The organism is Streptomyces sp. NPDC041135 (genome assembly GCF_055592085.1).
This window is the reverse complement of the sequence record NZ_JBVIYZ010000006.1, coordinates 311,832-336,750: the sequence shown is the minus strand read 5'-3', so window position 1 is coordinate 336,750 and position 24,919 is coordinate 311,832. Positions and strand designations below refer to the sequence as shown.

Genomic DNA, 24,919 nt, shown 5'->3' with positions numbered 1-24,919 from the left:
GGTGTGGCCGTGGGGATGCCCGCGGACGGCCCCGGCGGGGCGGTGCGCCGGCCGCCCCGCCCCGCCGGGCACCCGCGCGGAAGCGGTACCTTCGTGCACCGGGGAACAACACCGCTGCCCCCGGAGGGACTTCGTGGGTATCGAGAGCGACCGGGTCGTCTACGAGTATCTGAGCCGCGTCGGTGACGTGGCGCAGCAGCGCCAGTTGCCGTCGTCCGCCCGGATGCGGCTGGTGTCCCGGCTGCGCGACGAGATCGACCGGCGGCGCGCCCAGGCGGTCGTGGACTCGCCCGCCGCCGTGCGCCGCATCGTGGACCGGCTGGGCTCCCCGGAGGAGGTCGTCGCGGCCGCGGGCGACGGCGGGGACGCCCCGCGGGCACCGGCGGCCTCGGTGCCCGTGCAGCCGGTGACCTCCGAGCGCGGGCCGCGGGGCGGGGACCGGCCGAAGGGGCTGCGCCGGATCGTGCCGCGGCCCCGGCCCGCCGAACCCGGGCCGCCCGCCGAACCGGAGCGGCCCGCCCGGCCGGACGTGCCGTCGCCGCCGCATCTGGCCGGCGCGCATGAACTCGGGGACAGCGCCGCGCAGCCGGACTGGTGGCGGACGGACAGCAGCCCGTTCGGTCCGGGCGACAGCGTGCCCGGCTTCGTGGGCGGCGTGGAGATCCCGGAACTGCTCCAGCGCCCCGAGAAGGACCGGCCGGACCGCGACGGCCTCCCCGGCCGGCCCGCACCCACCGGCACGGCGCCCACCGGCACCCCGGCCCGCATCGGGGCGGACACCGCCGTGGACCCGAACGCAGCCGCGGCCCCGGACGCCGCGGCCCCCGCCCCGGCGCGCCGCCGGCTGCTGCCCGGCCGGCGGCTGTCCCGCCCGGCCGCCCGCTGGAGCAACCCCCTGCTGCTGCTCGCCGCCGCCGCCCTGGTGGCCGGTGCCGTACTCGGCAACTGGTTCGCGCTGCTGCTGGGCTGGCTCATCGCCTACGGCTCCCGCCGCCTCACCGCGGCCGAGACCAAGTGGGCGGTGATGGGCCTGCCCGGCCTGGCGCTCGCCGCGGGCGTGGTCTGGCTCTGGGGCCGCACCGACGGCCGCTGGGGCGCCCCCATCGCCCAGGGTCACCTGGGCGAAGCCCTCACGGAGACCTGGCCCTGGGTGGTCCGGGGCGCCGCCGTCGCCTCGGCGCTGTTCCTGCTGTGGCGCTCGCAGCGCGTCCGGTAGACCAGCGCGTCCGGTGGACCAGCGCGTCCGGTGGACCAGCGCGTCCGGTGGACCAGCGCGTCCGGTGGATGAGCGGGCCCGGCCGGCCGTCGCGGGCCCCGGGCACAATGGCGGGCATGACGCTCCCCGCCCTCACCGTCGGCTTCGACCTCGACATGACGCTCATCGACTCCCGGCCCGGCATCCGGGCCTGCTACGTGGCGCTGTCGGAGCGGACGGGGACGTACATCGACGCCGACCTGGCGGTCAGCCGGCTGGGACCGCCGCTCGCCGACGAGCTGCTCAACTGGTTCCCGGCGGAGCAGGTCGGGCCCATGGCCGCCCTGTACCGCGAGATGTACCCGGCCATCGCCATCGCCCCGACCCTGGCGATGACCGGGGCCCGGGAGGCCATCGCGGCCGTGCGGGAGGCCGGCGGACGGGCCCTCGTCGTCACCGCCAAGTACGAGCCCAACGCGAAGCTGCACCTCAGCCACCTCGGGATGGAGCCCGACGCGGTCGTCGGCGACCTGTGGGCCGAGGAGAAGGCGCGGGCGCTGCGCGAGCACGGCGCGACGGTCTACGTCGGCGACCACGTCGGTGACGTGCGGGGCGCCCGCACCGCCGGGGCGCTGTCGGTGGCGGTGGCCACCGGCCCGTGCGCGCCCGCGGAACTGCGCGCGGCCGGGGCCGACGTCGTCCTGGACGACCTGTCCGCCTTCCCGGCCTGGCTCACCGGCCACCGCCGGGCCGCCTGAGCCCCTGCCGCCTGAGCCCCTGCCCCGAGGGTCACCCGGCCCTGCCGGGGCTACCGGGAGGCCGCGTCCCGGTCCCGGCGGCGGCCGTCCGCGATGGAGCGCAGCAGTCCCGCGCCCGCGATGAGGAAGCCGACGCCCATCAGCATGCTCAGTCCGAACATGTACGTCGGCAAAGGCGTCGCGCCGAGCAGCAGCGGGGCCACGGTGACCAGGGTGGCCACGGCTCCGGCGAAGAAGACCAGGGCACCGGCGCGGATCAGTCCGTCGCCGGGCCGGGCGGAATTCGTTTGGGTTTTGTCACGCACCGGACCAGGGTAGTTCCCAGCGCGAAGGAACAACCGGGGGACGTCTTGTCAGCGGCCCCAAGACCATTAGCCTTGGTACCGGCGGGTCGAGGTCGACCCGCCCGAGTGCTATCAAGAGCCCTTTCCCAGCAGTTTTCCGACGAGTACGAGGACGAGGACAGACGTGCCTACCGGCAAGGTCAAGTGGTTCAACAGTGAGAAGGGCTTCGGCTTTCTCTCCCGTGACGACGGCGGTGACGTCTTCGTCCATTCCTCGGTCCTGCCCGCCGGAGTCGACGTGCTCAAGCCGGGACAGCGCGTGGAGTTCGGCGTGGTCGCCGGACAGCGCGGCGACCAGGCCCTGTCGGTGATCCTGCTCGACCCCACCCCGTCGGTCGCGGCCGCGACCCGCCGCAAGCCGGACGAGCTGGCCTCGATCGTGCAGGACCTGACGACGCTCCTGGAGAACATCACGCCGATGCTGGAGAAGGGCCGCTACCCCGAGAAGGCCTCCGGCAAGAAGATCGCCGGCCTGCTCCGGGCGGTCGCCGACCAGCTGGACGTCTGACCGCCCGCCGCCCGGCCGGCACGGCCCGTCAGGGGAAGTCGAGTGCCCGCGGGCCGAGGGGCGGCACCAGTCCCTCGGCCGCCGCGCGCGTGAGCAGCCCGCGGACGGCCGCGTACCCGTCCTCGCCGAGGTCCGCGGTGAAGTCGTTGACGTACAGCCCGATGTGCTGGTCGGCGACGGACGGGTCCATCTCCTGGGCGTGCGCCATGACGTACGGGCGGGAGGCCTCGGGGTCGTCCCAGGCCGCCCGCACCGAGGTCCGGATCGACTCGGCGAGCAGCCGCAGCGTGTCCGCGCCCAGCGACCGCCTGGCGATGATCGCGCCCAGCGGGATCGGCAGCCCGGTGGTGGCCTCCCAGTGCTCGCCCATGTCGGCGAGCCGGTGCAGCCCGTAGTCCTGGTACGTGAAGCGGGCCTCGTGGATGACGAGCCCCGCGTCGACCTTGCCGTCCCGCACGGCCGGCATGATCTCGTGGAACGGCATGACCACGATCTCGCCGACCCCGCCGGGCACGGTGTCCGCCGCCCACAGCCGGAACAGCAGGTACGCGGTCGACCTCTCGCTCGGCACCGCGACGGTGCGGCCCGCCAGGTCCACCGCAGCCCCCGCCTCCCGGGTGAGCACCAGCGGCCCGCAGCCCCGGCCCAGCGCGCCGCCGCAGGGCAGCAGCGCGTAGTCGCCGAGGACGTAGGGCAGGGCGGCGTACGACACCTTCAGCACGTCGAACTCGCCGCGCTCGGCCATGCCGTTGGTGAGGTCGATGTCGGCGAAGGTGACGTCCAGGGCGGGCGCGCCGGGGACGCGGCCGTGGGCCAGGGCGTCGAAGACGAAGGTGTCGTTCGGGCAGGGGGAGTAGGCGGTCCGCAGAGGCTCAGTGGTCATGGGTGTTCCAACTCTCCAGGGCGGCCGGCAGCTTCCCGAAGCCCTCGGTGAGGGCGGCGAGCGCCTCGCCGATCCGCCAGGCGGCGCGGTCGCGCGGGCCCACCGGATTGGACACCGCGCGGATCTCCAGCACGGGCACGCAGTGCGCGGCGGCCGCCTCGGCCACCCCGAAGCCCTCCATGGCCTCGGCCAGGGCGCGGGGGTGGCGGGCGCGCAGCGTGGCGGCGCGGGCGGCGGTGCCGGTCACGGTGGAGACCGTCAGGACGGCTCCGGTGGCGGCCCCGGTCGCCCCGGCGGCCGCTCGTACGGCTGATTCCGGCGGACGGTGGGTGACGGTCCCGAAGCCGAGCGCGGTGACCGGCAGGAAGCCGTCGGGTGATTCGGCGCCCAGGTCGGCCGCGGTGATCTCGTCGGCGACGACCAGCGAGCCGAGCGGCGCCCCCGGCAGGAAGCCGCCGCCGATCCCGGCCGAGACGACCAGGTCGTAGGGGGTGCCGGTGAGGGCGGCCGCGGTGAGCGCGGCGGCGGTGGAGGCGGCGGCGAGCGCCGGTCCCACCCCGGCGGCGAGCAGGTCGTACCCGGCGCCGGTGCGCAGCAGGGTCGCCCCCGGCAGCGGCACCTCGTGCGCGGGGCCCGCGAACGCCCGGGCCACCGCGTCCCGTTCGGGCAGGACCGCGGTGGCCACCAGTACCCGTGGCGGGGACGTGGTCAGGAGTCCTTCTTGAGCTTGAAGGACCACAGGCCCTTGACCGTCTTGTCGCCCTCCTTGATGGAGACCGTGGTCGTGTTGCCCTGCGCGCCGTACTGGGCGTTGAAGAACACGCTGCCCGGGATGGTGCGGTAGGTCTTGGTGCTGGAGTCGGTCAGGGGCTGGCCGTTCATCAGGACCGTCCAGCCGCTGTCGGCGATCTTCGGGTCGACACCGAGGCGGACCGTCTCGTCCGGGTCCACCTTGATGGACTCGATGTCGGTGTCCTTGATGCACTTCGTCAGGGACGCGGTGTCCAGGGCGTCGCCGTCGTTGTAGCAGGTGGCCTCGGAGCTGACCGAACGGGTGCCGACGGTGATCGTCGACATCGGCGACGGCTTGTCGCAGGCCGACAGAACGAGCAGTCCCGCGGAAACGGCACCGGCGGCAGCGACGGCGCGGCGGCGTCGCACAGCGGATTGCAGCGTGGTCATGACCGAAGGCTATCGGGCGGTGCGGGCCGTCCCCCCATGCGGGGTGCGGCGTGCCCGGTTCGTTACGCCACGCGGGCCCGGGTGGTCCCGCCCTGCCGGGCCGAGCCCAGCAGCCCGCGCACCGTGGTTAGCCAGCCGACCGCCACCAGCGCGGCGCCCACCGCCAGGCCCAGGGTGCCGTTGAGCGGCATCACGATGCCGACGGCGCCGCCGAACACCCAGGCCATCTGCAGCAGCGTCTCCGAGCGGGCGAACGCCGAGGTGCGCACCAGCTCGGGCACGTCGCGCTGGATCAGCGCGTCCAGCGAGAGCTTGGCCAGCGCCTGGGCGAACCCGGCCACCGCGGCCAGGCAGGCCACCAGGAACGCGCCGAAGAACACGGCCGCCACGACCGCCGTGCCCGCCACCACCGCCACCACGGTCACGATGATGATCTCCGGCGCCCGCGACCTCAGCCAGGCCCCCACCGCCGTGCCCAGCGCGTTGCCCGCGCCCGCCGAGACGCCGACGATGCCCAGCGACACCGCCGCGCTCTCCCCGGTCAGCGGGTGTTCGCGCAGCAGGAAGGCGAGGAAGAAGATCAGGAAGCCGGACAGGCAGCGCAGGGCGGCGTTGGCGCCGAGCGCGTGCGTGACGGCCGGGCCGACCGTGCGCAGCCCGGGGCGCTTGACCTGGCCGCGGTGCGGGCCGTGCAGGTGCTCCGCGTCGGCCGCGAGCAGCGCCACGTCCTCGCCCTTGGCGGAGTCCACCTTCGGCGGCAGGGTGAACGACAGGGCCGTCCCTCCGAGGAAGATCACGCAGGCGCAGTACAGCGGCCAGGCGGAGCCGACGGTCTGGAGCCCCGCGCCCACCGGCGCGGCCACCCCGGTCGCCAGCAGTCCGCCCAGCGTGACCCGCGAGTTGGCCTTCACCAGGGAGAACCCGGGCGGCAGCAGCCGGGGCACCACGGCGCTCCTGACCACCCCGTACGCCTTGGACGCCACCAGCACGCCCAGCGCGGCCGGATACAGCTCCAGACTGCCGTCGGCCACCGCCCCCGAGATGATCAGCGCGAGCAGGGCGCGGGCCAGCATCGCCCCCGCCATCGCCGCCCGGCGGCCGTGCGGCAGCCGGTCCAGCAGCGGCCCGATCACCGGCGCGAGCACGGTGAACGGCGCCATCGTGATCGCCAGGTACAGCGCGACGCGCCCGCGGGCCTCGTCGGTCGGCACCGAGAAGAACACGGTGGAGGCCAGCGCCACGGTGATCATGACGTCGCCGGCGCCGTTCACCCCGTGGAGTTCGATCAGCTTGCCGAGCCCGGACTCGCCAGCGCCGTGCGCGTGGGTGGCCTTGCGGATGCCCCGAGCGGTGCCGGTGACCGGGTAGTGCAGGGCACGTCCGACCGCGCGAACGGCGCCGCCGACCCCGGCGGCGCCCTCGGATGACCTCGCGGCTGCCACGAGGTTCATAGTGCCCCGGGACCGGGGTCCGTAGTGCGGTTTGGCACCGAGCGAGTCGGGCCGCCGGGCCGGAAACATCACCGCGAGGCGGCGAACCCCCCCGTCGGTGTAGGCCGAGCGCACGCGAACAGGTAGCGTGCGTATCTCAGCCATCCCGCAGAATGGATGGCACAGGTGCGCCCGACCCGCGGTCGGACGCGGACGTCGATGCGGCCCCCAGGTCCGCTCCGTCCGCCCCACCGCCGGAGGCCGGCGCACGCGTGAGACGGCGTAGGAGAGAAGCGATACCTGTGAGCGCAGCGACAACGCGAAGCCGCACCCCCGACCGCCTGTGCGCCGAGGCGGTCGACCTCGCCCGCTCCGCCGCCGAGGAGGCCGCCGCGCCCGGCGTGGTCGGCGAGCACGCGGGAGTGGTCTCCGAGGGCGACCGCGTTGTCACGCACTTCTTCGAGTGCAAGGAGCTGGGCTACCGCGGCTGGCGGTGGGCGGTGACGGTGGCCCGGGCCTCCCGCGCCAAGCTCGTCACGCTGGACGAGGTCGTGCTGCTGCCCGGCCCGGACTCCCTGCTCGCCCCCGAGTGGGTGCCGTGGAGCGAGCGGCTGCGCCCCGGCGACATGGGCCCCGGCGACCTGCTGCCCACCGACCAGGACGACCTGCGCCTGGAGCCCGGCTACGCCGAGAGCGAGGAGCCGCCGCCCAACTCGCCGCTCTCCGCCGACCTGGCCGAGCTGGCGGAGGCCGAGGACGCGGTGGTCACGCCGGGCGCCCCGGCGAGCCAGCCGACCGTGCCCTCCCGGGGGTCGATCGCCTCCGTCGCCGAGGAACTGGGGCTGCGCCGCGCCCGGGTGCTCTCCCGCTACGGCCTGCACATCGCCGCCGACCGCTGGGAGGAGGCGTTCGGCCCCAAGACCCCGATGGCCCAGGCGGCCCCCGCCTCCTGCGAGAGCTGCGGCTTCCTCGCCCGCATCGGCGGCTCCCTCGGCCAGGCCTTCGGCGTCTGCGCCAACGAGTTCTCCCCGGCCGACGGCCGCGTCGTCTCCCTGGCCTACGGCTGCGGCGGCCACTCGGAGGCGGCGGTCATGCCCAAGCCGCCCCAGCCGGCCCAGCCGGTGATCGACGAGACCCGGGTGGACCCCTTCCCGCTGCGCCCGGCGCCCGACTCGGGCTCGGTGCCGGCGGTCTCCGACGAGGACACGGCGGAACTCGGCCACTCCTGACACCCCGCGCCGGCGCGTCCCCTCGGCCGACGAGCGCCCACGGGCGCGGCCGCGGGGCCACGGGACCACCCATGGGGCAGACGGCACCGCGGTACCGACGAGCGGTACCTTCGTCATCACGGTGACGATGAAGAGGTGAACGTGAGCATGTTCGTGCAGCCCGCGGCCGAGGGCGCCGACCCCTTCGGCACCGCCCGTCTGCGCCGTGGCGTCCTGGACGCCTGGGCGACCAGCCCCGCCCGCTTCCGGGAGGACGCCAACGCCGAGGAGGACCTGGTCCTCGGCGGCTACCGGGACCGGCTCGTCGTCGAGCTGGCCCAGAACGCCGCCGACGCCGCCGCCCGCGCCGGGGTGCCGGGCCGCTTCCGCCTCACCCTGCGCGACGGCGTCCTGGCCGCCGCCAACACCGGCGCCCCGCTGGACGCGGCCGGCGTCGAGTCGCTCGCCACCCTGCGCGCCTCCGCCAAACGCGGCACCGAGCACACCCAGGGATCCGTCGGCCGCTTCGGCGTCGGCTTCGCCGCCGTCCTCGCCGTCACCGACGAGCCCGCCGTCCTCGGCCGGCACGGCGGCGTCCGCTGGTCCTTGGCCGAGGCACGCGAGCTGGCCGCCGACACCGCCCGGCACAGCCCGGGCCTGGGCGACGAGATCCGCCGCCGCGACGGGCACGTGCCGCTGCTGCGCCTGCCGTTCGCCGCCGAGGGGACCGCGCCCGGCCCGTACGACACGGTCGTCGTCCTGCCGCTGCGCGACCCGGCCGCCGCCGGTCTCGCCGAACGCCTGCTGCACGCCGTCGACGACGCCCTGCTGCTCGCCCTGCCCGGCCTCGCGGAGGTGGTGATCGAGAGCGGCGACGCCCCGCCGCGCACCCTCACCCGCCGCACCGAGGGCAGCCGCACGGTCGTTGAGGACTCCCGGGACGGCACCACCCGCTGGCACACCGCCTCCGCGCACGGGCCGCTCACCCCGGACCTGCTCGCCGACCGCCCGGTCGAGGAGCGGCTGCGCCCGCACTGGTCGGTCACCTGGGCGGTGCCCGAGGACCCCGCCAGTGCCGACGGCGCCCCGGCCCGCCCCCGCACCGCCCCCGTGCTGCACGCCCCCACGCCCAGCGACGAGCCGCTGGGCGTGCCCGCCCTGCTCATCGCCTCCTTCCCGCTGGACACCACCCGCCGGCACGCCGCACCCGGCCCGCTGACCGACTTCCTGGTCCAGCGGGCGGCGGACGCCTACGCCGGGCTCCTCGCCGACTGGCGCCCGGTCACCGAGGGCGTCATCGGCCTGGTGCCCGGACCGCTGGCCAAGGGCGAACTGGACGGGGCGCTGCGCCGGGCCATCCTGGAGCGGCTGCCGCGCACCGCGTTCCTGCCGCCTGCCGCCGGCCCCCGCGACGAGGACGCCGACGACGCCGACGGCCTCCCGGAGGCGCTGCGCCCCCGGGACGCCGAGGTCGTCGAGGGCGCGGGCGCGGACACCGTCCGGGTCCTCGCGGAGGTGCTGCCCACGCTGCTCCCGGCCGGCCTGGAGCGCCGCGCGGAGCTGCGCACGCTCGGCGTGGCCCGGCTGCCGCTGGCCGACGCGATCGACCGGCTGGCCGGCCTGGAGAAGAACCCCGGCTGGTGGTGGCGGCTGTACGACAGCCTCGCCGGCGTCGACCCCGACCGGCTGTCGGGGCTGCCGGTGCCGCTGGCCGGGGACGACGCGCGGGGCTTCGGCGGCGCCGCGGGACGTACGGCCGTGGGCCCGCGGCAGGTGCTGCTGCCCACCGCGCAGGCGCCCGGCATCGACGCCGGGATGCTGGCCCGGCTCGGTCTGAAGGTCGCCCACCAGGACGCCGTCCACCCGCTGCTGGAGAAGCTGGGCGCGCTGCCCGCGACCCCTCGCGCGGTGCTCACCACCCCGCAGGTGCGGGCCGCCGTCGCCGCCTCGCTCGACGACGAGGGCGCGCTGTCCTGGGAGGAGGACGCGCCCGACGCCGAGGAACTCGCCGACACCGTGCTGGCCCTGGTGCGCGACGCGGACCTGGAACCGGGCGACGAGCCCTGGCTGGGCGCGCTCGCCCTGCCCGACGAGGACGGTGAACTCGCCCCCGCCGGTGAACTGGTCTTCCCCGGCAGCCCCTTCGCCCGGGTCGTCCGGGAGGGCGAACTGGCCGCCGTCGACGGCGAGCTGGCCGCCAAGTGGGGCGAACAGCCGCTGACCGCCTGCGGGGTGCTCGCCGACTTCGCGCTGGTCCGCGCCACCGACGTGGTCCTCGACCCGGACGAACTGGAGCCCGGGGACGGCGACTTCCCCGCTCCCGACGACGCCGGTCTGCTGGACGCCGTCGACGTGTGGTGCGAGGACATCCTCGACCGCTTCCCCGACACGCCCGTGCCGCCCGTCGCCACCGAGCTGGTCGCCGTCCGCGACCTGGACCTGGTCGACGACGACCAGTGGCCGCGCGCCCTCGCCCTGCTGGCCCGCCCCCCGCTGCGCGACGCGCTCACCCAGCCGGTCCGCATCCTGCTGCCCGACGGCACCCACGAGCTGGTACGGCCGTACACCGCCTGGTGGCTGCGCGGTCATCCGGTGCTGGACGGCCGCCGCCCCGCCGGACTGCTGGCGTCCGGCGGCGATCCGCTGCTGCGCGGCCTGTACGACGAGGCCGACGCCACCGGCTTCGCGGACGAGCAGGTGCTGCGCGCCCTCGGGGTGCGCACCTCCGTCGCCGCCCTGCTGGACGAACCCGGCGGCGCCGCCGAGCTGCTGGACCGGCTCGCCGACCCCGACCGCCCGGTCACCGCCGCCCAGCTGCACGGCCTGTACAGCGCGCTGGCCGACCTCGACCCCGAGCAGGTGACCCTGCCGGACGAGCTGCGGGCCGTGCTGGACGGGCGGGTGGAGGTGGTGGACGCCGCCGACGCCGTGGTCGTCGACTCGCCCGACCTGCTGCCGTTCGCCGCCGGGGTGCCGCTGCTGCCGGTGCGCCCGGCCCGGGCCGCCGAGCTGGCCGAGCTGTTCCAGGTGCGGCGGCTGAGCGAGTCCGTCACCGGCGAGGTCACCTCCGAGGGCGCCGAGCACGACGTACCGGAGCCGGTGCGGGTACTGCTCGGCCCGCGCACCCCGGACGTCTACGTCGAGCACGACGAACTCGTCGTGGACGGTGTGGAGATCGACTGGCGGCTCACCCGCGACGGCGTGCTGCACGCGGCCACCCTGGAGGGCGTCGCCGCGGGCCTGGCCTGGGCGGCCGGGCAGTGGCCGCGCCGGTTCGAGGTGGCGGCCCTGCTGGAGGACCCGTCCCGGACCCAGGAGCTGGCCCGCGACCGCTGGTTCGACTGAGTGTTCGAGCGAGCGTCTGCCCCCATTGGTTTACCGGAAAATTTTCGAATCCCGTACAACCATTCGCATCCACCGGGGATCTGATCTTGCGAGCCAGCAGGCTCCCAGGATCATTCGGTTCCGGCGACGACGACGCACCCGTGCGGTGCGGCCGTCGCCGGGACCCTTCCCACACAGGGGAACGCATGCGCACTCGTGCCACCGTGGCCGCCGTCTCCGGCGCCCTGGCCCTCTCCGCCTTCGCGATGCCGGCCGCCCACGCCGCCGACGACGCCTCGTCCTACCGCGCCGTCGCGGGGCAGGCGGTCTCGCACGCCACTTCCGGCAAGTCCGCCTTCAGCGCCGCGGCCGCCGACGGGGACATCGACGTGTCCTTCTCGAACTTCAAGATCGCCAAGGCCGTCAAGGTCGGTACCACCAACCACGTCTCCACCAAGGTCACGTACACCCTGACCCACGGCGCCGACGTCGACATCACCTCCGAGGACTTCGCCAACGGCCCCTTCATCTACAAGGGTTCCGCCGACGCCCCGGACAACGTCCTGCTCGGCGACGAGGCGGCCACCTGCATCGCCGCCACGGAGACCACCGCCAACTGCACCGGCCTGATCGACATCTACCCGGGCGTGGACTACGAGGAGCTGATCAACTCCGACGCCGGCACCTGGCACGGCGGCGGCCTCGCCCTGAACTACGCCACCGAGGCGAGCACCGCGCAGTTCGGCCTGGGCACCACCCTGGTCCAGCGCAACTCCCAGCAGACGGTCAACGCCTCGCCGGAGCCGGTGCGCAAGGGCGCCACCATCACGGTCACCGGCAAGCTCTCCCGGGCCAACTGGGAGGACCACAAGTACCACGGCTACACCGCCCAGCCGGTGGCCCTGCAGTTCCGCAAGTCGGGCTCCAGCACCTACACCACGCTGAAGACCGTCAAGACGGACTCCTCGGGCAACCTGAAGACCACGACCACGGCCACGGCCGACGGTTACTTCCGCTACTCCTTCGCGGGCACCTCGACCACCCCGGCGGTCAGCGCCGCGGGTGACTTCGTCGACGTGAAGTAAGCGGCGCGGGCCCACCGGCCCGCGGGGCGTCACCGCCCGTCCGGCCCCGGAGACCTCACGGCCTCCGGGGCCGGACCGTTTCCCCGGCCCGGGCGTCCCGGCTCTCCCGGACGGCCGACCGGCGGTCGGTCCACCGCCACAGCGCCTCCAGCACGGCCGCCGCCACCATCGCGATCCCCACCGCCGCCCACGGCAGCGCGGTGCCCACCAGCTTCAGCGCGAAGAAGTCCTGGAGCGCGGGCACCGCCAGCACCAGCAGGAACGCGGCCCCCATCGAGACCACCAGGGCCGCCCGCCACCAGGTGTACGGGCGGGCGATGACGGCCAGCACCCACAGGGAGACCAGGAACAGGGTGAGCGTGGCCGCGCTGGTCTCCGCGTCCAGCGCGCCGGGCCCGCTGTAGTGGTGGCGTGCCAGCAGGTACGTCAGGAAGGTCGCCGCCCCGGCCACCACCCCGCCCGGCACGGCGTACCGCATCACCCGCCGGACGAAGTGCGGCCGCGCCCGCTCGGTGTTGGGGGCGAGGGCCAGGAAGAAGGCGGGGACGCCGATGGTGAGGGTGGACAGCAGGGTCAGGTGCCGGGGCAGGAACGGGTACTCCACCTGCCGGCACACCACCAGCACCGCGAGCAGCACCGAGTAGACGGTCTTGACCAGGAACAGCGTGGCCACCCGGGTGATGTTGCCGATGACCCGGCGGCCCTCGGCGACCACCGACGGCAGGCCGGCGAAGCTGTCGTCCAGCAGCACGATCTGCGCCACCGCCCGGGTCGCCTCCGAGCCCGAGCCCATCGCGACGCCGATGTCGGCGTCCTTCAGCGCGAGGACGTCGTTCACGCCGTCGCCGGTCATCGCGACCGTGTGCCCGCGCGAGCGCAGCGCGCCGACCAGGTCCCGCTTCTGCCGCGGGGTGACCCGGCCCAGGACGCTCGCCCCGTCCAGGGCCTCGGCCAGCTCCGCCCGCCCGGTGGGCAGCCGGCGCGCGTCCACCGCCGCGCCCGGCAGGCCGAGCTTGGCGGCCACCGCGCCGACGGAGACCGCGTTGTCACCGGAGACGACCTTGGCGCGCACGTTCTGCTCGGCGAAGTAGCGCAGGGTCGCGGCGGCGTCGCGGCGCAGCCGCTGCTCCAGGACGACGAGCGCGGCGGGCCGGGCGTCCGCGGCCGGTTCGGGGTCGTCCAGGTCGCGGGCGGCGCGGGCGAGCAGCAGGACCCGCAGGCCCTGTTCGTTGAGCCGCTCGGTCTCGGTCAGCGCCGGGTCGTCGTCGCCGAGCAGCACGTCGGGCGCCCCCAGCAGCCAGGTGCTGCTCTCGCCGTCGCCCTCGCTGAAGGTGGCGGCGCTGTAGCGGCGGGCGGAGGAGAACGGCAGCGACTCCACGCACCGCCACTCCTCGCTGTCGGGGAAGGCGTCGATGATCGCCCTGAGGGAGGCGTTGGGCCGCGGGTCGGACTCGCCGAGCGCCCCCAGCGCCTTGCGCACGTGGGTCTCGTCGCTGCCGTCGAGCGGCCGCAGGGCGGTGACGTCCATGCCGCCCTCGGTGAGGGTGCCGGTCTTGTCCAGGCAGACGGTGTCGACGCGGGCCAGGCCCTCGATGGCCGGCAGCTCCTGCACCAGGCACTGCCGGCGGCCGAGCCGGATCACACCGATCGCGAAGGCGACGGAGGTCAGCAGCACCAGCCCCTCCGGGACCATCGGCACGATCCCGCCGACGGTACGGGCGACGGCGTCCTTCAGGCCGTCGTTCTTCACCACGAGCTGGGTGACGACCAGGCCGGCGGCGGCCGGGAGCATCATCCAGGTGACGTACTTGAGGATGGTGGAGATGCCGGTGCGCAGCTCGGAGTGGACCAGGGTGAACCGGGAGGCCTCCTCGGCGAGCTGGGCGGCGTAGGCCTCGCGGCCGACCTTCGTGACGGTGAACGTCCCCGACCCCGCGACCACGAAGCTGCCGGACAGCAGCGGGTCGCCGCGGCGCTTGGGCACCGGGTCGGCCTCGCCGGTCAGCAGCGACTCGTCGACCTCCAGCCCCTCGGCCCCCGCGCAGACGCCGTCCACGACGACGCGGTCGCCCGGGCCGGTCTCGACGAGGTCGCCGAGCACGATCTCACCGGTGGCGATCTCGGTGGCGGTGCCGTCCCGGCGCACGGTGGGCCGCGCCTCGCCGATCACCGCGAGGGAGTCCAGGGTCTTCTTCGCCCGCCACTCCTGCACGATGCCGATACCGGTGTTGGCGAGGATCACGAAGCCGAAGAGGCTGTCCTGGATCGGCGCGACGCACAGCATGAGCAGCCAGAGGACGCCGATGATGGCGTTGAAGCGGGTGAGGACGTTGGCGCGCACGATCTCGGCGGGCGAGCGGCTGCTGCGGGCCGGCACGTCGTTGACCTCGCCGCGGGCCACCCGTGCGGCCACCTCGGCCGCGCTCAGCCCGCCCGGCGGGGTCTCCGGCACGGGCGACGGCACAGGGTGCACGGGGTCGAGTCCGGCGCCCGCGTCGACGTGCGTCATGCATTCGACGGTACGTGCGGACGTACGGCTTCACCTGCCGAGCGGCCGACGGCCCCTGGGACCGCCCGGTCGGCCCCGGGTGCTACTCGGAGGGGGAGGCGGTGGGCCGCCCGGAGGGTTCGGCCGGGGCGGCCGCCGACCGCTTGATCGCCGCGTCGCGCCTGCGGACGTACCAGATGCCGATCAGCCCGAGGCCGCCTCCGGCCAGGCACGTCCACAGCCACCAGGTGTGGCCGTGGTCGTCGAACCAGCCGTAGAAGGGCAGCTGGACCAGGAACAGCACGAACCACAGGATCGTGCCGCCGGTGACGGTGGCGACCACCGGGCCTTCCAGTGGCTCCGGCGCCTCGTGCTTGAAGGGTCCCGAAGAGAAAGCGGCCATGCGCACAGCTTACGAGCCGATCTGTTCTACGCGCGGAGATGGCGCAACCGCACTCATATCTTCATACTGAAACCGTTTGCCTCTGGCCGCATTTATTCGTAGAAAGCCACCAATCGGGCTCGGGGGACGCCCACTGGTGAGGAAAGGTCCCGCATGTCCACCTCGGCACCAGCCAAGGTCCCCGCCCCCGACCAGCCGGGCGGAGCGCCCGCATACGGCGCCGTAGACCGCTACTTCAAGATTTCCGAGCGGGGCAGCACCCTCGGCCGGGAGATCCGCGGCGGCTTCGCGACGTTCTTCGCGATGGCCTACATCATCGTGCTGAACCCGATCATCCTCGGCAGCGCCAAGGACATGTACGGGCACCAGCTCGACCACGGCCAGCTGGTCACGGCCACGGTCGTCACGGCCGCGTTCACCACGCTGCTGATGGGCGTCATCGGCAACGTCCCGATCGCCCTGGCCGCCGGCCTCGGCGTGAACACGGTCGTCGCCCTCCAGCTCGCGCCCCGCATGTCCTGGCCGGACGCGATGGGCATGGTCGTCCTGGCCGGCCTCGTGGTGATGCTGCTGGTGGCGACCGGACTGCGCGAGCGGGTCATGAACGCGGTGCCCTACGGCCTGCGCAAGGCCATCTCCATCGGCATCGGCCTGTTCATCATGCTGATCGGGCTCGTCGACTCCGGCTTCGTCAGCCGCATCCCGGATGTCGCCCAGACGACCGTCCCGCTCCAGCTCGGCGCCAACGGCCACCTCAACGGCTGGCCGGTGCTGATCTTCGTGCTGGGCTCGCTGCTCACCCTGGCGCTGATCGTGCGCAAGGTCACCGGCGCGATCCTGATCTCCATCGTGTCGATGACCGTCCTGGCGCTCATCGTCGACGCGGTCGCCACGGTGCCGTCCTGGGGCCTGACCACCCCGAAGTGGCCCGGCAACCCCGCCGCCACCCCCGACTTCGGCCTGCTCGGCAAGGTGAGCCTGTTCGGCGGCTTCGGCAAGGTCGGCATCCTGACCGGGATCCTCTTCGTCTTCACCGTCCTGCTGTCCTGCTTCTTCGACGCCATGGGCACGATCATGGGCGTCAGCGACGAGGCCAAGCTCACCGACGCCCAGGGCCAGATGCCCGGGATCAACAAGGTCCTCTTCGTCGACGGCATCGCCGTGGCCGCCGGCGGCGCCAGCTCCTCCTCGGCCACCACCTGCTTCGTGGAGTCCACCGCGGGCGTCGGCGAGGGCGCCCGCACCGGCTTCGCCAACCTGGTCACCGGCGCGCTGTTCACCGTGGCGCTGTTCCTGACGCCGCTCGCCACGATGGTGCCCTCCCAGGCCGCCACCCCGGCGCTGCTCGCGGTCGGCTTCCTGATCCTGGCCGGCTCCATCAAGGAGATCGACTGGGCGGACTACACGATCGCCGTCCCGGCCTTCGTGACCATGGTGATGATGCCGTTCACCTACTCGATCACCAACGGCATCGGCATGGGCTTCATCACCTTCGTGGTGCTGCGCCTGGCCGTCGGCCGGGCCCGCGAGGTCCCGGTGGCGATGTACGTCGTCTCCGCGGTGTTCGCCTTCTACTACCTGATGCCGGCCCTGGGCCTGACCTGAGCCCCAGGGGTCAGGTGACCCCGTAGAACCTCTCCGTCTCCTCGACCGCGGTCTGGAACCGCTCGTCGAAGTCGTCCCGAATGAGCGTCCGGACCACATAGTCCTGGACGCTCATTCCTCTTTTCGCCGCGTGGTGCCGGAGCCGGTCGAGCAGCTCCCCGTCCATCCGCAGGCTGAGCACGCTGGTCCCCATGGCACGAGGGTCGGGGGAGGCGGGCGCCGTGCGCGCCGATCCGTTCCCGTATCACTCGTACGGGTGATGGGCGGGTTTCAGTGGCCAGGGTCACGGGCACTGGGCGTGTCTCCGGTGGTCCTTAGGGAGGGTAATGAGTTACGCTAAAGAACATGCCGGACCTTACCCATGGCGACGATGCTGCCGCCGTGAACTCCCTGCGCTCCGCCGTGATGCGGCTGTCCCGTCGGCTCAAGCACCAGCGGGTCGACGAGTCGCTGAGCCCGACCGAGATGTCGGTGCTCGGCACCCTCTCCAACTGCGGCAGCGCCACCCCGGGCGAGCTGGCCCGCAAGGAACACGTCCAGCCGCCCTCCATGACCCGCATCGTGGCGCTGCTCGAGGCCAAGGGGCTGGTCCGGCTCGAGCCGCACCCCGAGGACCGGCGCCAGAAGGTCGTCACCAAGACCGAGCAGGCCGAGGCGATGCTCGAGGAGAGCCGGCGCAAGCGCAACGCGTTCCTGGCCGGCCTGGTCGAGGACCTGGACGAGGACGAGTGGGCCGCGCTGCGCGCCGCCGCCCCCGTGCTGGAGAAGCTCGCACACCTGTAAGCCAAGCCACCGAAGGAGGCGAACCCTGTTGAGTACGGGACCCGGAGCAGCTTCCGCCCCCGCACCGACCACCCCTGCTACCCCTGGCCCCGCCCGGTCCTCGATGTTCAGCTCGCTGAAGGTCCGGAACTACCGCCTGTTCTTCATCGGCCAGGTCGTCTCCAACACCGGTACGTGGATGCAGCGCATCGCCCAGGACTGGCTGGTGCTCAGCCTCACCGGCTCCTCCGCGGCCGTCGGCATCACCACCGCCCTGCAGTTCCTGCCGATGCTGCTCTTCGGTCTGTACGGCGGCGTCCTCGTCGACCGGCTGCCCAAGCGCCCCACGCTGCTGGCCACCCAGGCGGCGATGGCCCTCACCGGACTGGTGCTGGCCTTCCTGACCCTCTCCGGCCACGTCCAGGTCTGGCACGTCTACGTCACCGCGTTCGCCGTCGGCCTGGCCACGGTCGTCGACAACCCGGCCCGCCAGTCCTTCGTCTCCGAGATGGTCGGCCCCGACCAGCTGCAGAACGCGGTCAGCCTGAACTCCGCGAACTTCCAGTCGGCCCGCCTGGTCGGGCCCGCCGTCGCCGGTGTGATGATCACGGGGGTCGGCACGGGCTGGGCGTTCCTGTTCAACGGCGTGTCCTTCGTCGCGCCCATCGCCGGCCTGCTGCTGATGCGGGGACGCGAGCTGCACGTGGTGCGGCGGGCGCCGCGCGGCAAGGGCCAGCTCCGGGAGGGCCTGCGCTACGTCGCCGGCCGCCCCGACCTGATCTGGCCCATCGTCCTGGTCGGCTTCATCGGCACCTTCGGCTTCAACTTCCCCGTCTGGCTGTCGGCCTACGCGGACGACGTCTTCCACGCCGGCGCCGGCGCCTACAGCCTGTTCAACACGCTGATGGCCGTCGGTTCCCTGGTCGGCGCGCTGCTCGCCGCCCGCCGCGGCACGGCCCGGCTGCGCGTGCTGATCGCGGCGGCGGCCGCCTTCGGCGCCCTGGAGATCGTGGCCGCGCTGGCGCCGTCGTACTGGCTGTTCGCGCTGCTCATGGTCCCCATCGGGATCGCCGGCCTGACGGTCAACGTCACCGCCAACACCGCCGTGCAGATGGCCACCGACCCGGCCATGCGCGGCCGGGTGATGGCCCTGTTCATGATGGTCTTCATGGGCGGTACGCCGCTGGGCGCGCCGCTCGTCGGCTGGATCACCGACACCTACGGCCCCCGCGTCGGCTTCGTCCTCGGCGGTGTGGTCTCGGCCGCCGCCGCGGTCACGGTCGGCCTGCTCCTGGCCCGGGTCGGCGGCCTGAAGCTGTCGGTGGGCTGGCACCACGGTCATCCGCAGGTGCGGTTCGTCCCGCGCGAGCGGGAACGGCTGGCGACGGCCGCATAACCCCCGCGCCCCCGCCCGGGCGCGCGCACCCCTCCCGGGTCCGGGTCCGGCCCCGGGAGGGACACCCCCCGTGGGATCGCCGTGGGACCGCCTCACCGTGGCCCCGCCCCGCCTGGGCCGGCGGCTCCGCGCGGTCGGGCGCCGGGCGGGGGAGGCTCGCCGGGCGGCAGGTTCCCTGCCAGGGTGACGCCATGAGACTCTTCGCCGCCGTGCTGCCCCCCGAGGAGGCCGCCGACGAACTCGCCGCCGTCGTCTCCCGCCTGCGCGAACGCCCCGGCGCGGACGCACTGCGCTGGACCGGCCGCCCCGGCTGGCACTACACCCTCGCCTTCTACGGCGAGGTCGGCGACGACGTCGTACCCGAGCTGTCGGCCCGGCTGGAGCGCGCCGCCCGCCGTACCGCGCCCTTCGAGCTGGCGGTGGCGGGCGGTGGCCGGTTCGGGCACGGCCGGGCGCTGTGGGCGGGGGCCCGGGGCGACGTGGAGGCGCTGCGGCTGCTGGCGGACCGGGCGGAGGCGGCGGCGCGGAAGGCGGGCGTACCGATGGGCGAGCACCGCCGGTACACGGCCCACCTGACCGTGGCCCGCAGCCGCGACGCGCTCGACGTGACGCCCTACCTCGACGGCCCCGGCGGCCTCCGCGACTTCACCGGCCGCACCTGGACCGTCCGCGAGCTGACGCTGGTCCGCAGCAACCTGCCCGCGTCCGGGGTGCCCGGGGAGCAGCCCCGGTACGAGGCGGTCGCCCGCTGGGCACTCGGCGGCGCCGGTTAGGCTCGAAGGCGTGGACCCGAAAACCCGGAACCGGATCATGGCCGGTGCGCTCGTGCTGTTGTTCGTGGTGGTGGCGGTGGCGGCGGCGGTCGGCAGGTAGCAGCCTTCCGGCCCCCCGCCGCCGCGCCGTCACCGCAGTCCCCGTCGCCGCCCCCGGCCGCCGCGCGCGGCCGGAGGCGGTCGGCCACCTACCCTCCGCCTACCAGGCGAAGGCCTCCGGGGACGGTCCCGGACCCGGGAAGATCTCGTCCAGCCCGCCCAGCAGGTCCTGGTCCAGCTCCAGCTCCACGGCCCGCAGCGCGGACGCCAACTGCTCCGCGGTACGCGGCCCGACGATCGGCCCCGTCACCCCGGGCCGGGTCAGCAGCCAGGCCAGCGCCACCTCGCCGGGCTCCAGCCCGTGCTTGTCGAGCAGGTCCTCGTACGCCTGGATCTGGGTGCGCACCGCGCTGTTCGCCAGCGCGTCCGCGGACCGCCCGCTCGCCCGGCGGCCGCCCTCGGTCTCCTTCTTCAGCACCCCGCCCAGCAGTCCGCCGTGCAGCGGCGACCAGGGGATGACCCCCAGCCCGTAGTCCTGGGCGGCCGGGATCACCTCCATCTCGGCGCGCCGCTCGGCGAGGTTGTACAGGCACTGCTCGCTGACCAGGCCGATGGTGCCGCCGCGGCGGACCGCGGTCTCGTTGGCCTGGGCGATCTTGTAGCCCGGGAAGTTGGACGACCCGGCGTACAGGATCTTGCCCTGCTGCACCAGGACGTCGACGGCCTGCCAGATCTCGTCGAAGGGGGTGGACCGGTCGACGTGGTGGAACTGGTACAGGTCGATGTAGTCGGTTCGCAGCCGCTTCAGGCTGGCGTCCACCGCCCGCCGGATGTTCAGCGCGGAGAGCTTGTCGTGGTTGGGCCAGGGCTCACCCTCGGGGGCCATGTTGCCGTACACCTTGGTGGCGAGCACGACCTTGTCGCGCCGCTCGCCGCCCTTGGCGAACCAGTTCCCGATGATCTGTTCCGTCCGCCCCTTGTTCTCACCCCACCCGTACACGTTGGCGGTGTCGAAGAAGTTGATGCCGGCGTCGAGCGCCGCGTCCATGATCGCGTGGCTGTCGTCTTCGTCGGTCTGCGGTCCGAAGTTCATGGTGCCGAGGACGAGTCGGCTGACCTTGAGTCCGGTACGTCCGAGCTGCGTGTACTCCATGGGCCCCTAGCCAACGGCGTGGAGTGCGCTCTAAGCAAGCGGGTCGGGCACCTCCGCCGGACGAACGCTCGCGGTGCCGGTGCCGGTGCCGGTGCCGCCTCCGGCCGAGGCGGCCCCGGCTCCCGTCCGGCCGCTCAGCCCCGGCCCGCCGGGTACGGCTCCCCGAGCCCCCACGCCTCGTACATCGCCCGCGCGAACGCCCCGGCGATGCGGTGCTCCCCGCGGGCGCTCGGGTGGGTGCCGTCGTAGGTGTCGGTGCGGACGTCGTACGGCTCGGGCGGCTGCGCGAGCACCAGCGGGGAGCGCGGCTCGTCCAGGTCGGCCACCGCCTTGGCCAGCAGCTCGTTGAAGCGCGCCACCTGCTCGCCGAACGCCTCGTCCGTCGCGGCCCGCACATTGCGCAGCACCGGCAGCACCACCATGCGGATGTCCGGCCGCGCCCGGCGCGCCGCCGCCACGAACTCCCGCACGTTCTCCGCGGTCTGCTCCGCGTTGGTGTAGAAGCCCAGGTCGATCAGCCCCAGCGACACCAGCAGCACGTCCGCCCGGCACTCACGCACCGCCCCGCCGATCAGCGGGGCCATGTGCAGCCAGCCCTCGCCCCAGCCCGCCAGGTGCCCGCGGGGGAAACCGGGCTCGGCGTAGGCGAGCGACACCGGTGCCTGAGCCGCCTTGTCGTACAGCGTCTCGCGCGGGCCGACGAGCGTGAAGGGGCCGGCGTACGTCTCGCACAGGTGCCGCCACAGCCGGTGACGCCAGGTGTGCTCGCCCGCGCTGCCGATCGTCATGGAGTCGCCTACGGGCATGAACCTGAGCATCCGCTCATGATGGACGATCTCCCCGCCCCCGGCCGACCCGGTTCCGTGTGAAGCCGACCACGCCTCACCGGGAAACCGGCCACTCCTCCCCGCCGAGCCCATCAGGCCTCCCTGCCGAGCCCATCAGGCCTTCCTGCCGAGCCCATCTCGCCTTCCTGCCAAGCCGATCACGCCTCCCGTCCGGCCGCCCGGCGGGGGATGGCAGGCTTGGCGCATGCGCCGACCGTCCGCCCTCCTCGCCGGGGCCCTCCTGCTCACCGGTGGCCTGCTCACCGGTGGCCTCGCCGCGCCCGCCTCCGCCGCCGACGGTGACGAGGGGTTCACGATCACCGACCCCCGGATCACCGAGTCCAGCGGCCTCGCCGCGTCCCGGCTCCACCCGGGCATCTACTGGACGCACAACGACAGCGACGACGGGCCCTACCTCTACGCCGTGGACAGCAGGACGGGCCGCACGGTCGCCACGCTCACCCTGCGCGGCATCGGCTCCCCGCGCGACGTCGAGGCCATCTCCATCGGACCCGGCAACCAGATCTACGTCGGCGACATCGGGGACAACTTCGGCGGTCGGTGGCCGTACGTGTGGATCTACCGGCTGCCCGAGCCGAAGGTGCTGGCGGACCGGACCGTGCGCGCCACGCAGTACGTGGTGAAGTACGCGAACGGTCCCCGGGACGCCGAGTCGCTCGTCGTCCACCCGCGCACCGGGCGCGTCTACATCATCGACAAGAACGAGAACGGCGGGCACCTCTACGAAGGCCCCGCCCGGCTCTCCGCCTCGGGCACCAACGTCTTCAAGCCGGTCGCCGCCGTCGACCTGTGGGCGACCGACGCCGCGTTCTCGCCCGACGGCCGCCGGCTCGCCGTACGCGGCTACTTCGGAGGCATCTGGTACGACGTCGACGGCGGCACGATCAAGCGCGGGGGCCGTCTCGACGTACCCCTCCAGGGGCAGGGCGAGTCGGTCACCTACTCCGCCGACGGCACGAAGCTGATGTACGGCAGCGAGGGCGCCCGCAGCGCCGTGCGGGCCGAGGACGTGCCGGAGGGGGCGTCGGCCGCCGGCTCGCCCTCCGGGAGGGGCAGCCCGGCCGCCGGTGACGGGTCCGCCGGCGCGGGCGGCTCCGGCCTCAGGAACGGAGCGGTCGCCGTCGCCCTGGGCGCGCTCGTCCTGTTCGGCATGCGGCGGCTGCGGCGGCTGCGGCGCAGGGGGCGGGCCGGGCGCGGCTGAACGAGCGGGGCGCGCGGGGTCGGCGGGGCAACAGAGGCTGTCACACATCTTGACGTGACCATGGTGTGCCAGTTTCCTGGTGGAGCGCGGCAATGGGAGCGCTCCCATCCTGTTCCGGGGCCGCGCTACCCCGAGAGGAACCAGGCAACATGTTCCGCAGCTTGCGAAGAGCGCTGTGTGCTGCCGCCGCCGCGCTCCTCCTGCCCCTGGCCGGTGCGGCCCAGTCCGCGCACGCGGCCACCGCCCCCGGGGCGGGCTACTGGCACACCAGCGGCCGGCAGATCCTGGACGCGTCCGGCCAGCCGGTGCGTATCGCCGGGATCAACTGGTTCGGCTTCGAGACCGGCAACTACGTCGTCCACGGTCTCTGGTCCCGCGACTACAAGAGCATGATCGACCAGATGAAGTCGCTGGGCTACAACACCATCCGGCTGCCTTACAGCGACGACATCTTCAAGCCGGGGACCGTCCCCGCCGGCATCGACTTCTCCGCCGGCAAGAACACCGACCTCCAGGGCCTGAACTCGCTCCAGGTCATGGACAAGCTCGTCGCCTACGCCGGGCAGGACGGCCTGAAGGTCATCCTCGACCGGCACCGCCCGGACTCCGGCGGCCAGTCGGCGCTCTGGTACACCGCCTCCGTCCCGGAGTCGACCTGGATCAGCAACCTCAAGTCGCTGGCCGCGCGCTACGCCGGCAACTCCACGGTGATCGGCATCGACCTGCACAACGAGCCGCACGATCCCGCCTGCTGGGGCTGCGGCGACACCACGAAGGACTGGCGCCTGGCCGCCCAGCGGGCCGGTGACGCGGTCCTCGCCGCCAACCCCGACGTGCTGATCTTCGTCGAGGGCGTGCAGACCGTCGACGGCGTCTCCGGCTGGTGGGGCGGCAACCTGATGGGCGTCGCCCAGTACCCGGTGCAACTGAGCGTGGCCAACCGGGTGGTGTACTCCGCCCACGACTACGCCACCAGCGTCGCCCAGCAGACCTGGTTCACCGACCCGTCGTTCCCGGCCAACATGCCGGGCGTCTGGGACAAGTACTGGGGCTACATCTTCAAGCAGAACATCGCCCCGGTCTGGGTGGGCGAGTTCGGCACCACCCTCCAGTCCACCGTCGACCAGAAGTGGCTGGCCGCGCTGGTGAGCTACCTCCGGCCCACCGCGACCTACGGCGCCGACTCCTTCCAGTGGACGTACTGGGCGTGGAACCCCAACTCCGGTGACACCGGTGGCATCCTCAAGGACGACTGGGCGACCGTCGACACCGCGAAGGACGGCTACCTGGCGAGCATCAAGGCCGCCGGCTTCCCGGGCACGGGCGGCGGTGGCGGTGGTGGCGGCGGTGGCGGCGGCGGCGGCGGCGGAGGCAGCACCGCCGCGTGCAGCGCCACCTACACCGTCAGCAGCGACTGGGGCAGCGGCTTCAACGCCGACGTCAAGGTCACCAACACGGGCACCACGGCCATCAAGGGCTGGAAGGTGACCTGGACCTGGAGCGGGTCGCAGAAGGTCACCAGCATGTGGAACGCGTCGTACACCCAGAGCGGAGGCACGGTCACCGCCGTGAACGCCGCTCACAACGGGTCGCTCGCGGCGGGCGCCTCAGCGAGCTTCGGCTTCGGCGGCACCCCGGGCGCCGGCACGACACCCACGCTGACCTGCACAGCAAGCTGACCACCACCCCGGCCTGCCGTGCCCCCCTCACCCGCGGAGGGGGCACGGCAGACCGGGTCGCGCAACCGCTGATGAATTGGGATGGAAGATGCCCTCCGGCCGAGCGAGGATCTCGCACGGGTCGCGGACGAAAGGGCAGGCATGGGTGACAGTCCCCCCAGGGAGCTCATCTCCCTGGCCGATGACGAGGGCAACAGCGTCACGGTCAACGTCCTGGGGCGTGACCCCAGGTGGACCGCTGGGTTGAGCGCCGAGATCGTCGTCCAGACGCCCTTCGTCTCCGGCCGTGTCGACCTCGCGCTCGGGGTGCGGCAGTTGGAGGGCTGGGCCGAGGCGTTGGACCGGCTCGACGGCGGCGCGGACGCGGCCTGGATGGAGATGAGCAGGGGGCCGACCGTCCGCGTGCAGCTCAGCGGCGAGCGCGGCTGCCCGGAGGTGACCGTGGAGGACGAGTCGGGTTCCATGGTCACCGTGCGGGTCCCGCTCGTCCCGCCGGACGACTGGATCGCCGGCCACCGGCAGCGTCTGCGCCGAGTGAGGGATCACTGGGTTCCGGTGCTGTCGGGCTAGGGAGACGAGCCGTCGCCGGCAGCTCGGCCTGCGGAGGGCTTCGTGCTGCGCACCTGATGCGCGCCTGAGCACGCGAAAGGGCGCC

The 24,919-nt window shown here is 73.7% G+C and carries 23 protein-coding genes; 13 read left to right on the top strand and 10 right to left on the bottom strand.

All coding sequences use genetic code 11. The annotated features are described in order from the left end of the window. Nucleotides 1-133 precede the first annotated feature (133 nt). Together ACZ6CZ_RS17275 and ACZ6CZ_RS17270 are read left to right on the top strand one after the other, a co-directional pair. Complete coding sequence (locus ACZ6CZ_RS17275; RefSeq protein WP_469021250.1) at nucleotides 134-1,216, top strand: hypothetical protein; 1,083 nt, start codon at nucleotides 134-136, stop codon at nucleotides 1,214-1,216. A 107-nt stretch (nucleotides 1,217-1,323) separates the two neighbouring features. Then, nucleotides 1,324-1,953 (top strand): HAD family hydrolase, encoded by a 630-nt coding sequence (locus ACZ6CZ_RS17270; RefSeq protein WP_469021248.1) that lies wholly within the window; start codon nucleotides 1,324-1,326, stop codon nucleotides 1,951-1,953. Between the two features lie 50 nt (nucleotides 1,954-2,003). On the opposite strand, the gene ACZ6CZ_RS17265 is transcribed toward ACZ6CZ_RS17270, so the two are convergent. Beyond that, nucleotides 2,004-2,258, bottom strand: a complete 255-nt coding sequence (locus tag ACZ6CZ_RS17265; RefSeq protein ID WP_469021246.1) for a hypothetical protein — start codon at nucleotides 2,256-2,258, stop codon at nucleotides 2,004-2,006. Nucleotides 2,259-2,421: 163 nt separating this feature from the next. Here ACZ6CZ_RS17265 and ACZ6CZ_RS17260 point away from each other — a divergent pair, with 163 nt between their 5' ends. Then, a complete protein-coding gene (locus tag ACZ6CZ_RS17260) occupies nucleotides 2,422-2,805 on the top strand; it encodes a cold-shock protein (RefSeq protein WP_469021243.1) in 384 nt (127 codons plus the stop codon). A 28-nt stretch (nucleotides 2,806-2,833) separates the two neighbouring features. On the opposite strand, the gene ACZ6CZ_RS17255 is transcribed toward ACZ6CZ_RS17260, so the two are convergent. The 4 genes from ACZ6CZ_RS17255 to ACZ6CZ_RS17240 form a co-directional block, all read right to left on the bottom strand. After that, entirely contained in the window at nucleotides 2,834-3,688 is an 855-nt protein-coding gene (locus ACZ6CZ_RS17255) for a 1,4-dihydroxy-6-naphthoate synthase (protein WP_469021240.1), read from the bottom strand. Further along, nucleotides 3,678-4,373 carry a futalosine hydrolase gene (locus tag ACZ6CZ_RS17250; RefSeq protein ID WP_469021237.1) on the bottom strand — a complete coding sequence of 232 codons (696 nt, stop codon included), beginning with the start codon at nucleotides 4,371-4,373 and terminating at the stop codon, nucleotides 3,678-3,680. The genes ACZ6CZ_RS17255 and ACZ6CZ_RS17250 overlap by 11 nt, the downstream gene beginning before the upstream one ends. A gap of 23 nt (nucleotides 4,374-4,396) precedes the next feature. Beyond that, nucleotides 4,397-4,870, bottom strand: coding sequence for a DUF2771 domain-containing protein (locus ACZ6CZ_RS17245; RefSeq protein WP_469021234.1), 474 nt, complete (start codon nucleotides 4,868-4,870; stop codon nucleotides 4,397-4,399). Nucleotides 4,871-4,932: 62 nt separating this feature from the next. Then, nucleotides 4,933-6,321 carry an MFS transporter gene (locus tag ACZ6CZ_RS17240; RefSeq protein ID WP_469021232.1) on the bottom strand — a complete coding sequence of 463 codons (1,389 nt, stop codon included), beginning with the start codon at nucleotides 6,319-6,321 and terminating at the stop codon, nucleotides 4,933-4,935. 281 nt (nucleotides 6,322-6,602) lie between these two features. Between ACZ6CZ_RS17240 and ACZ6CZ_RS17235 the strand changes: the two genes are divergently transcribed. The 3 genes from ACZ6CZ_RS17235 (at nucleotide 6,603) to ACZ6CZ_RS17225 (ending at nucleotide 11,917) form a co-directional block, all read left to right on the top strand. Then, on the top strand, nucleotides 6,603-7,529 hold the full coding sequence (locus tag ACZ6CZ_RS17235; protein WP_469021230.1) for a DUF3027 domain-containing protein: 927 nt from the start codon (nucleotides 6,603-6,605) through the stop codon (nucleotides 7,527-7,529). Nucleotides 7,530-7,670: 141 nt separating this feature from the next. Next, nucleotides 7,671-10,853 carry a sacsin N-terminal ATP-binding-like domain-containing protein gene (locus tag ACZ6CZ_RS17230; protein WP_469021653.1) on the top strand — a complete coding sequence of 1,061 codons (3,183 nt, stop codon included), beginning with the start codon at nucleotides 7,671-7,673 and terminating at the stop codon, nucleotides 10,851-10,853. Nucleotides 10,854-11,038: 185 nt separating this feature from the next. Then, nucleotides 11,039-11,917, top strand: coding sequence for a hypothetical protein (locus ACZ6CZ_RS17225; protein WP_469021227.1), 879 nt, complete (start codon nucleotides 11,039-11,041; stop codon nucleotides 11,915-11,917). Between the two features lie 55 nt (nucleotides 11,918-11,972). Here the strand turns inward: ACZ6CZ_RS17225 and ACZ6CZ_RS17220 are convergent, their stop codons facing one another. Both ACZ6CZ_RS17220 and ACZ6CZ_RS17215 read right to left on the bottom strand, forming a co-directional pair. Continuing rightward, a complete protein-coding gene (locus tag ACZ6CZ_RS17220; RefSeq protein WP_469021224.1) occupies nucleotides 11,973-14,426 on the bottom strand; it encodes an HAD-IC family P-type ATPase in 2,454 nt (817 codons plus the stop codon). An 82-nt stretch (nucleotides 14,427-14,508) separates the two neighbouring features. Beyond that, nucleotides 14,509-14,808 (bottom strand): DUF2530 domain-containing protein, encoded by a 300-nt coding sequence (locus ACZ6CZ_RS17215; protein ID WP_469021221.1) that lies wholly within the window; start codon nucleotides 14,806-14,808, stop codon nucleotides 14,509-14,511. 153 nt (nucleotides 14,809-14,961) lie between these two features. Between ACZ6CZ_RS17215 and ACZ6CZ_RS17210 the strand changes: the two genes are divergently transcribed. Continuing rightward, nucleotides 14,962-16,413, top strand: a complete 1,452-nt coding sequence (locus tag ACZ6CZ_RS17210; RefSeq protein WP_469021218.1) for an NCS2 family permease — start codon at nucleotides 14,962-14,964, stop codon at nucleotides 16,411-16,413. A gap of 10 nt (nucleotides 16,414-16,423) precedes the next feature. On the opposite strand, the gene ACZ6CZ_RS17205 is transcribed toward ACZ6CZ_RS17210, so the two are convergent. Next, nucleotides 16,424-16,606 (bottom strand): ribbon-helix-helix protein, CopG family, encoded by a 183-nt coding sequence (locus tag ACZ6CZ_RS17205; RefSeq protein ID WP_469021216.1) that lies wholly within the window; start codon nucleotides 16,604-16,606, stop codon nucleotides 16,424-16,426. A gap of 152 nt (nucleotides 16,607-16,758) precedes the next feature. Between ACZ6CZ_RS17205 and ACZ6CZ_RS17200 the strand changes: the two genes are divergently transcribed. The 3 genes from ACZ6CZ_RS17200 to thpR all read left to right on the top strand — a co-directional run bounded on the left by ACZ6CZ_RS17200 (nucleotide 16,759) and on the right by thpR (nucleotide 19,344). After that, entirely contained in the window at nucleotides 16,759-17,196 is a 438-nt protein-coding gene (locus ACZ6CZ_RS17200; protein ID WP_469021213.1) for a MarR family winged helix-turn-helix transcriptional regulator, read from the top strand. 28 nt (nucleotides 17,197-17,224) lie between these two features. Then, nucleotides 17,225-18,571, top strand: a complete 1,347-nt coding sequence (locus ACZ6CZ_RS17195) for an MFS transporter (RefSeq protein ID WP_469021210.1) — start codon at nucleotides 17,225-17,227, stop codon at nucleotides 18,569-18,571. A gap of 191 nt (nucleotides 18,572-18,762) precedes the next feature. Then, nucleotides 18,763-19,344, top strand: coding sequence for an RNA 2',3'-cyclic phosphodiesterase (gene thpR, locus ACZ6CZ_RS17190; RefSeq protein ID WP_469021207.1), 582 nt, complete (start codon nucleotides 18,763-18,765; stop codon nucleotides 19,342-19,344). A 199-nt stretch (nucleotides 19,345-19,543) separates the two neighbouring features. On the opposite strand, the gene ACZ6CZ_RS17185 is transcribed toward thpR, so the two are convergent. Together ACZ6CZ_RS17185 and ACZ6CZ_RS17180 are read right to left on the bottom strand one after the other, a co-directional pair. After that, on the bottom strand, nucleotides 19,544-20,536 hold the full coding sequence (locus ACZ6CZ_RS17185; protein ID WP_469021204.1) for an aldo/keto reductase: 993 nt from the start codon (nucleotides 20,534-20,536) through the stop codon (nucleotides 19,544-19,546). A 134-nt stretch (nucleotides 20,537-20,670) separates the two neighbouring features. Next, nucleotides 20,671-21,354 (bottom strand): GDSL-type esterase/lipase family protein, encoded by a 684-nt coding sequence (locus ACZ6CZ_RS17180; protein ID WP_469021203.1) that lies wholly within the window; start codon nucleotides 21,352-21,354, stop codon nucleotides 20,671-20,673. 214 nt (nucleotides 21,355-21,568) lie between these two features. Between ACZ6CZ_RS17180 and ACZ6CZ_RS17175 the strand changes: the two genes are divergently transcribed. From ACZ6CZ_RS17175 to ACZ6CZ_RS17165, 3 genes are all read left to right on the top strand, one after another. Continuing rightward, on the top strand, nucleotides 21,569-22,585 hold the full coding sequence (locus ACZ6CZ_RS17175) for a TolB-like translocation protein (RefSeq protein WP_469021200.1): 1,017 nt from the start codon (nucleotides 21,569-21,571) through the stop codon (nucleotides 22,583-22,585). Nucleotides 22,586-22,734: 149 nt separating this feature from the next. Then, the gene (locus tag ACZ6CZ_RS17170) at nucleotides 22,735-24,264 is read left to right on the top strand and encodes a cellulase family glycosylhydrolase (RefSeq protein ID WP_469021197.1); all 1,530 of its coding nucleotides are present in this window, start codon (nucleotides 22,735-22,737) and stop codon (nucleotides 24,262-24,264) included. A 141-nt stretch (nucleotides 24,265-24,405) separates the two neighbouring features. Beyond that, a complete protein-coding gene (locus tag ACZ6CZ_RS17165) occupies nucleotides 24,406-24,834 on the top strand; it encodes a DUF5959 family protein (protein WP_469021195.1) in 429 nt (142 codons plus the stop codon). The last annotated feature ends 85 nt before the right edge of the window (nucleotides 24,835-24,919 follow it).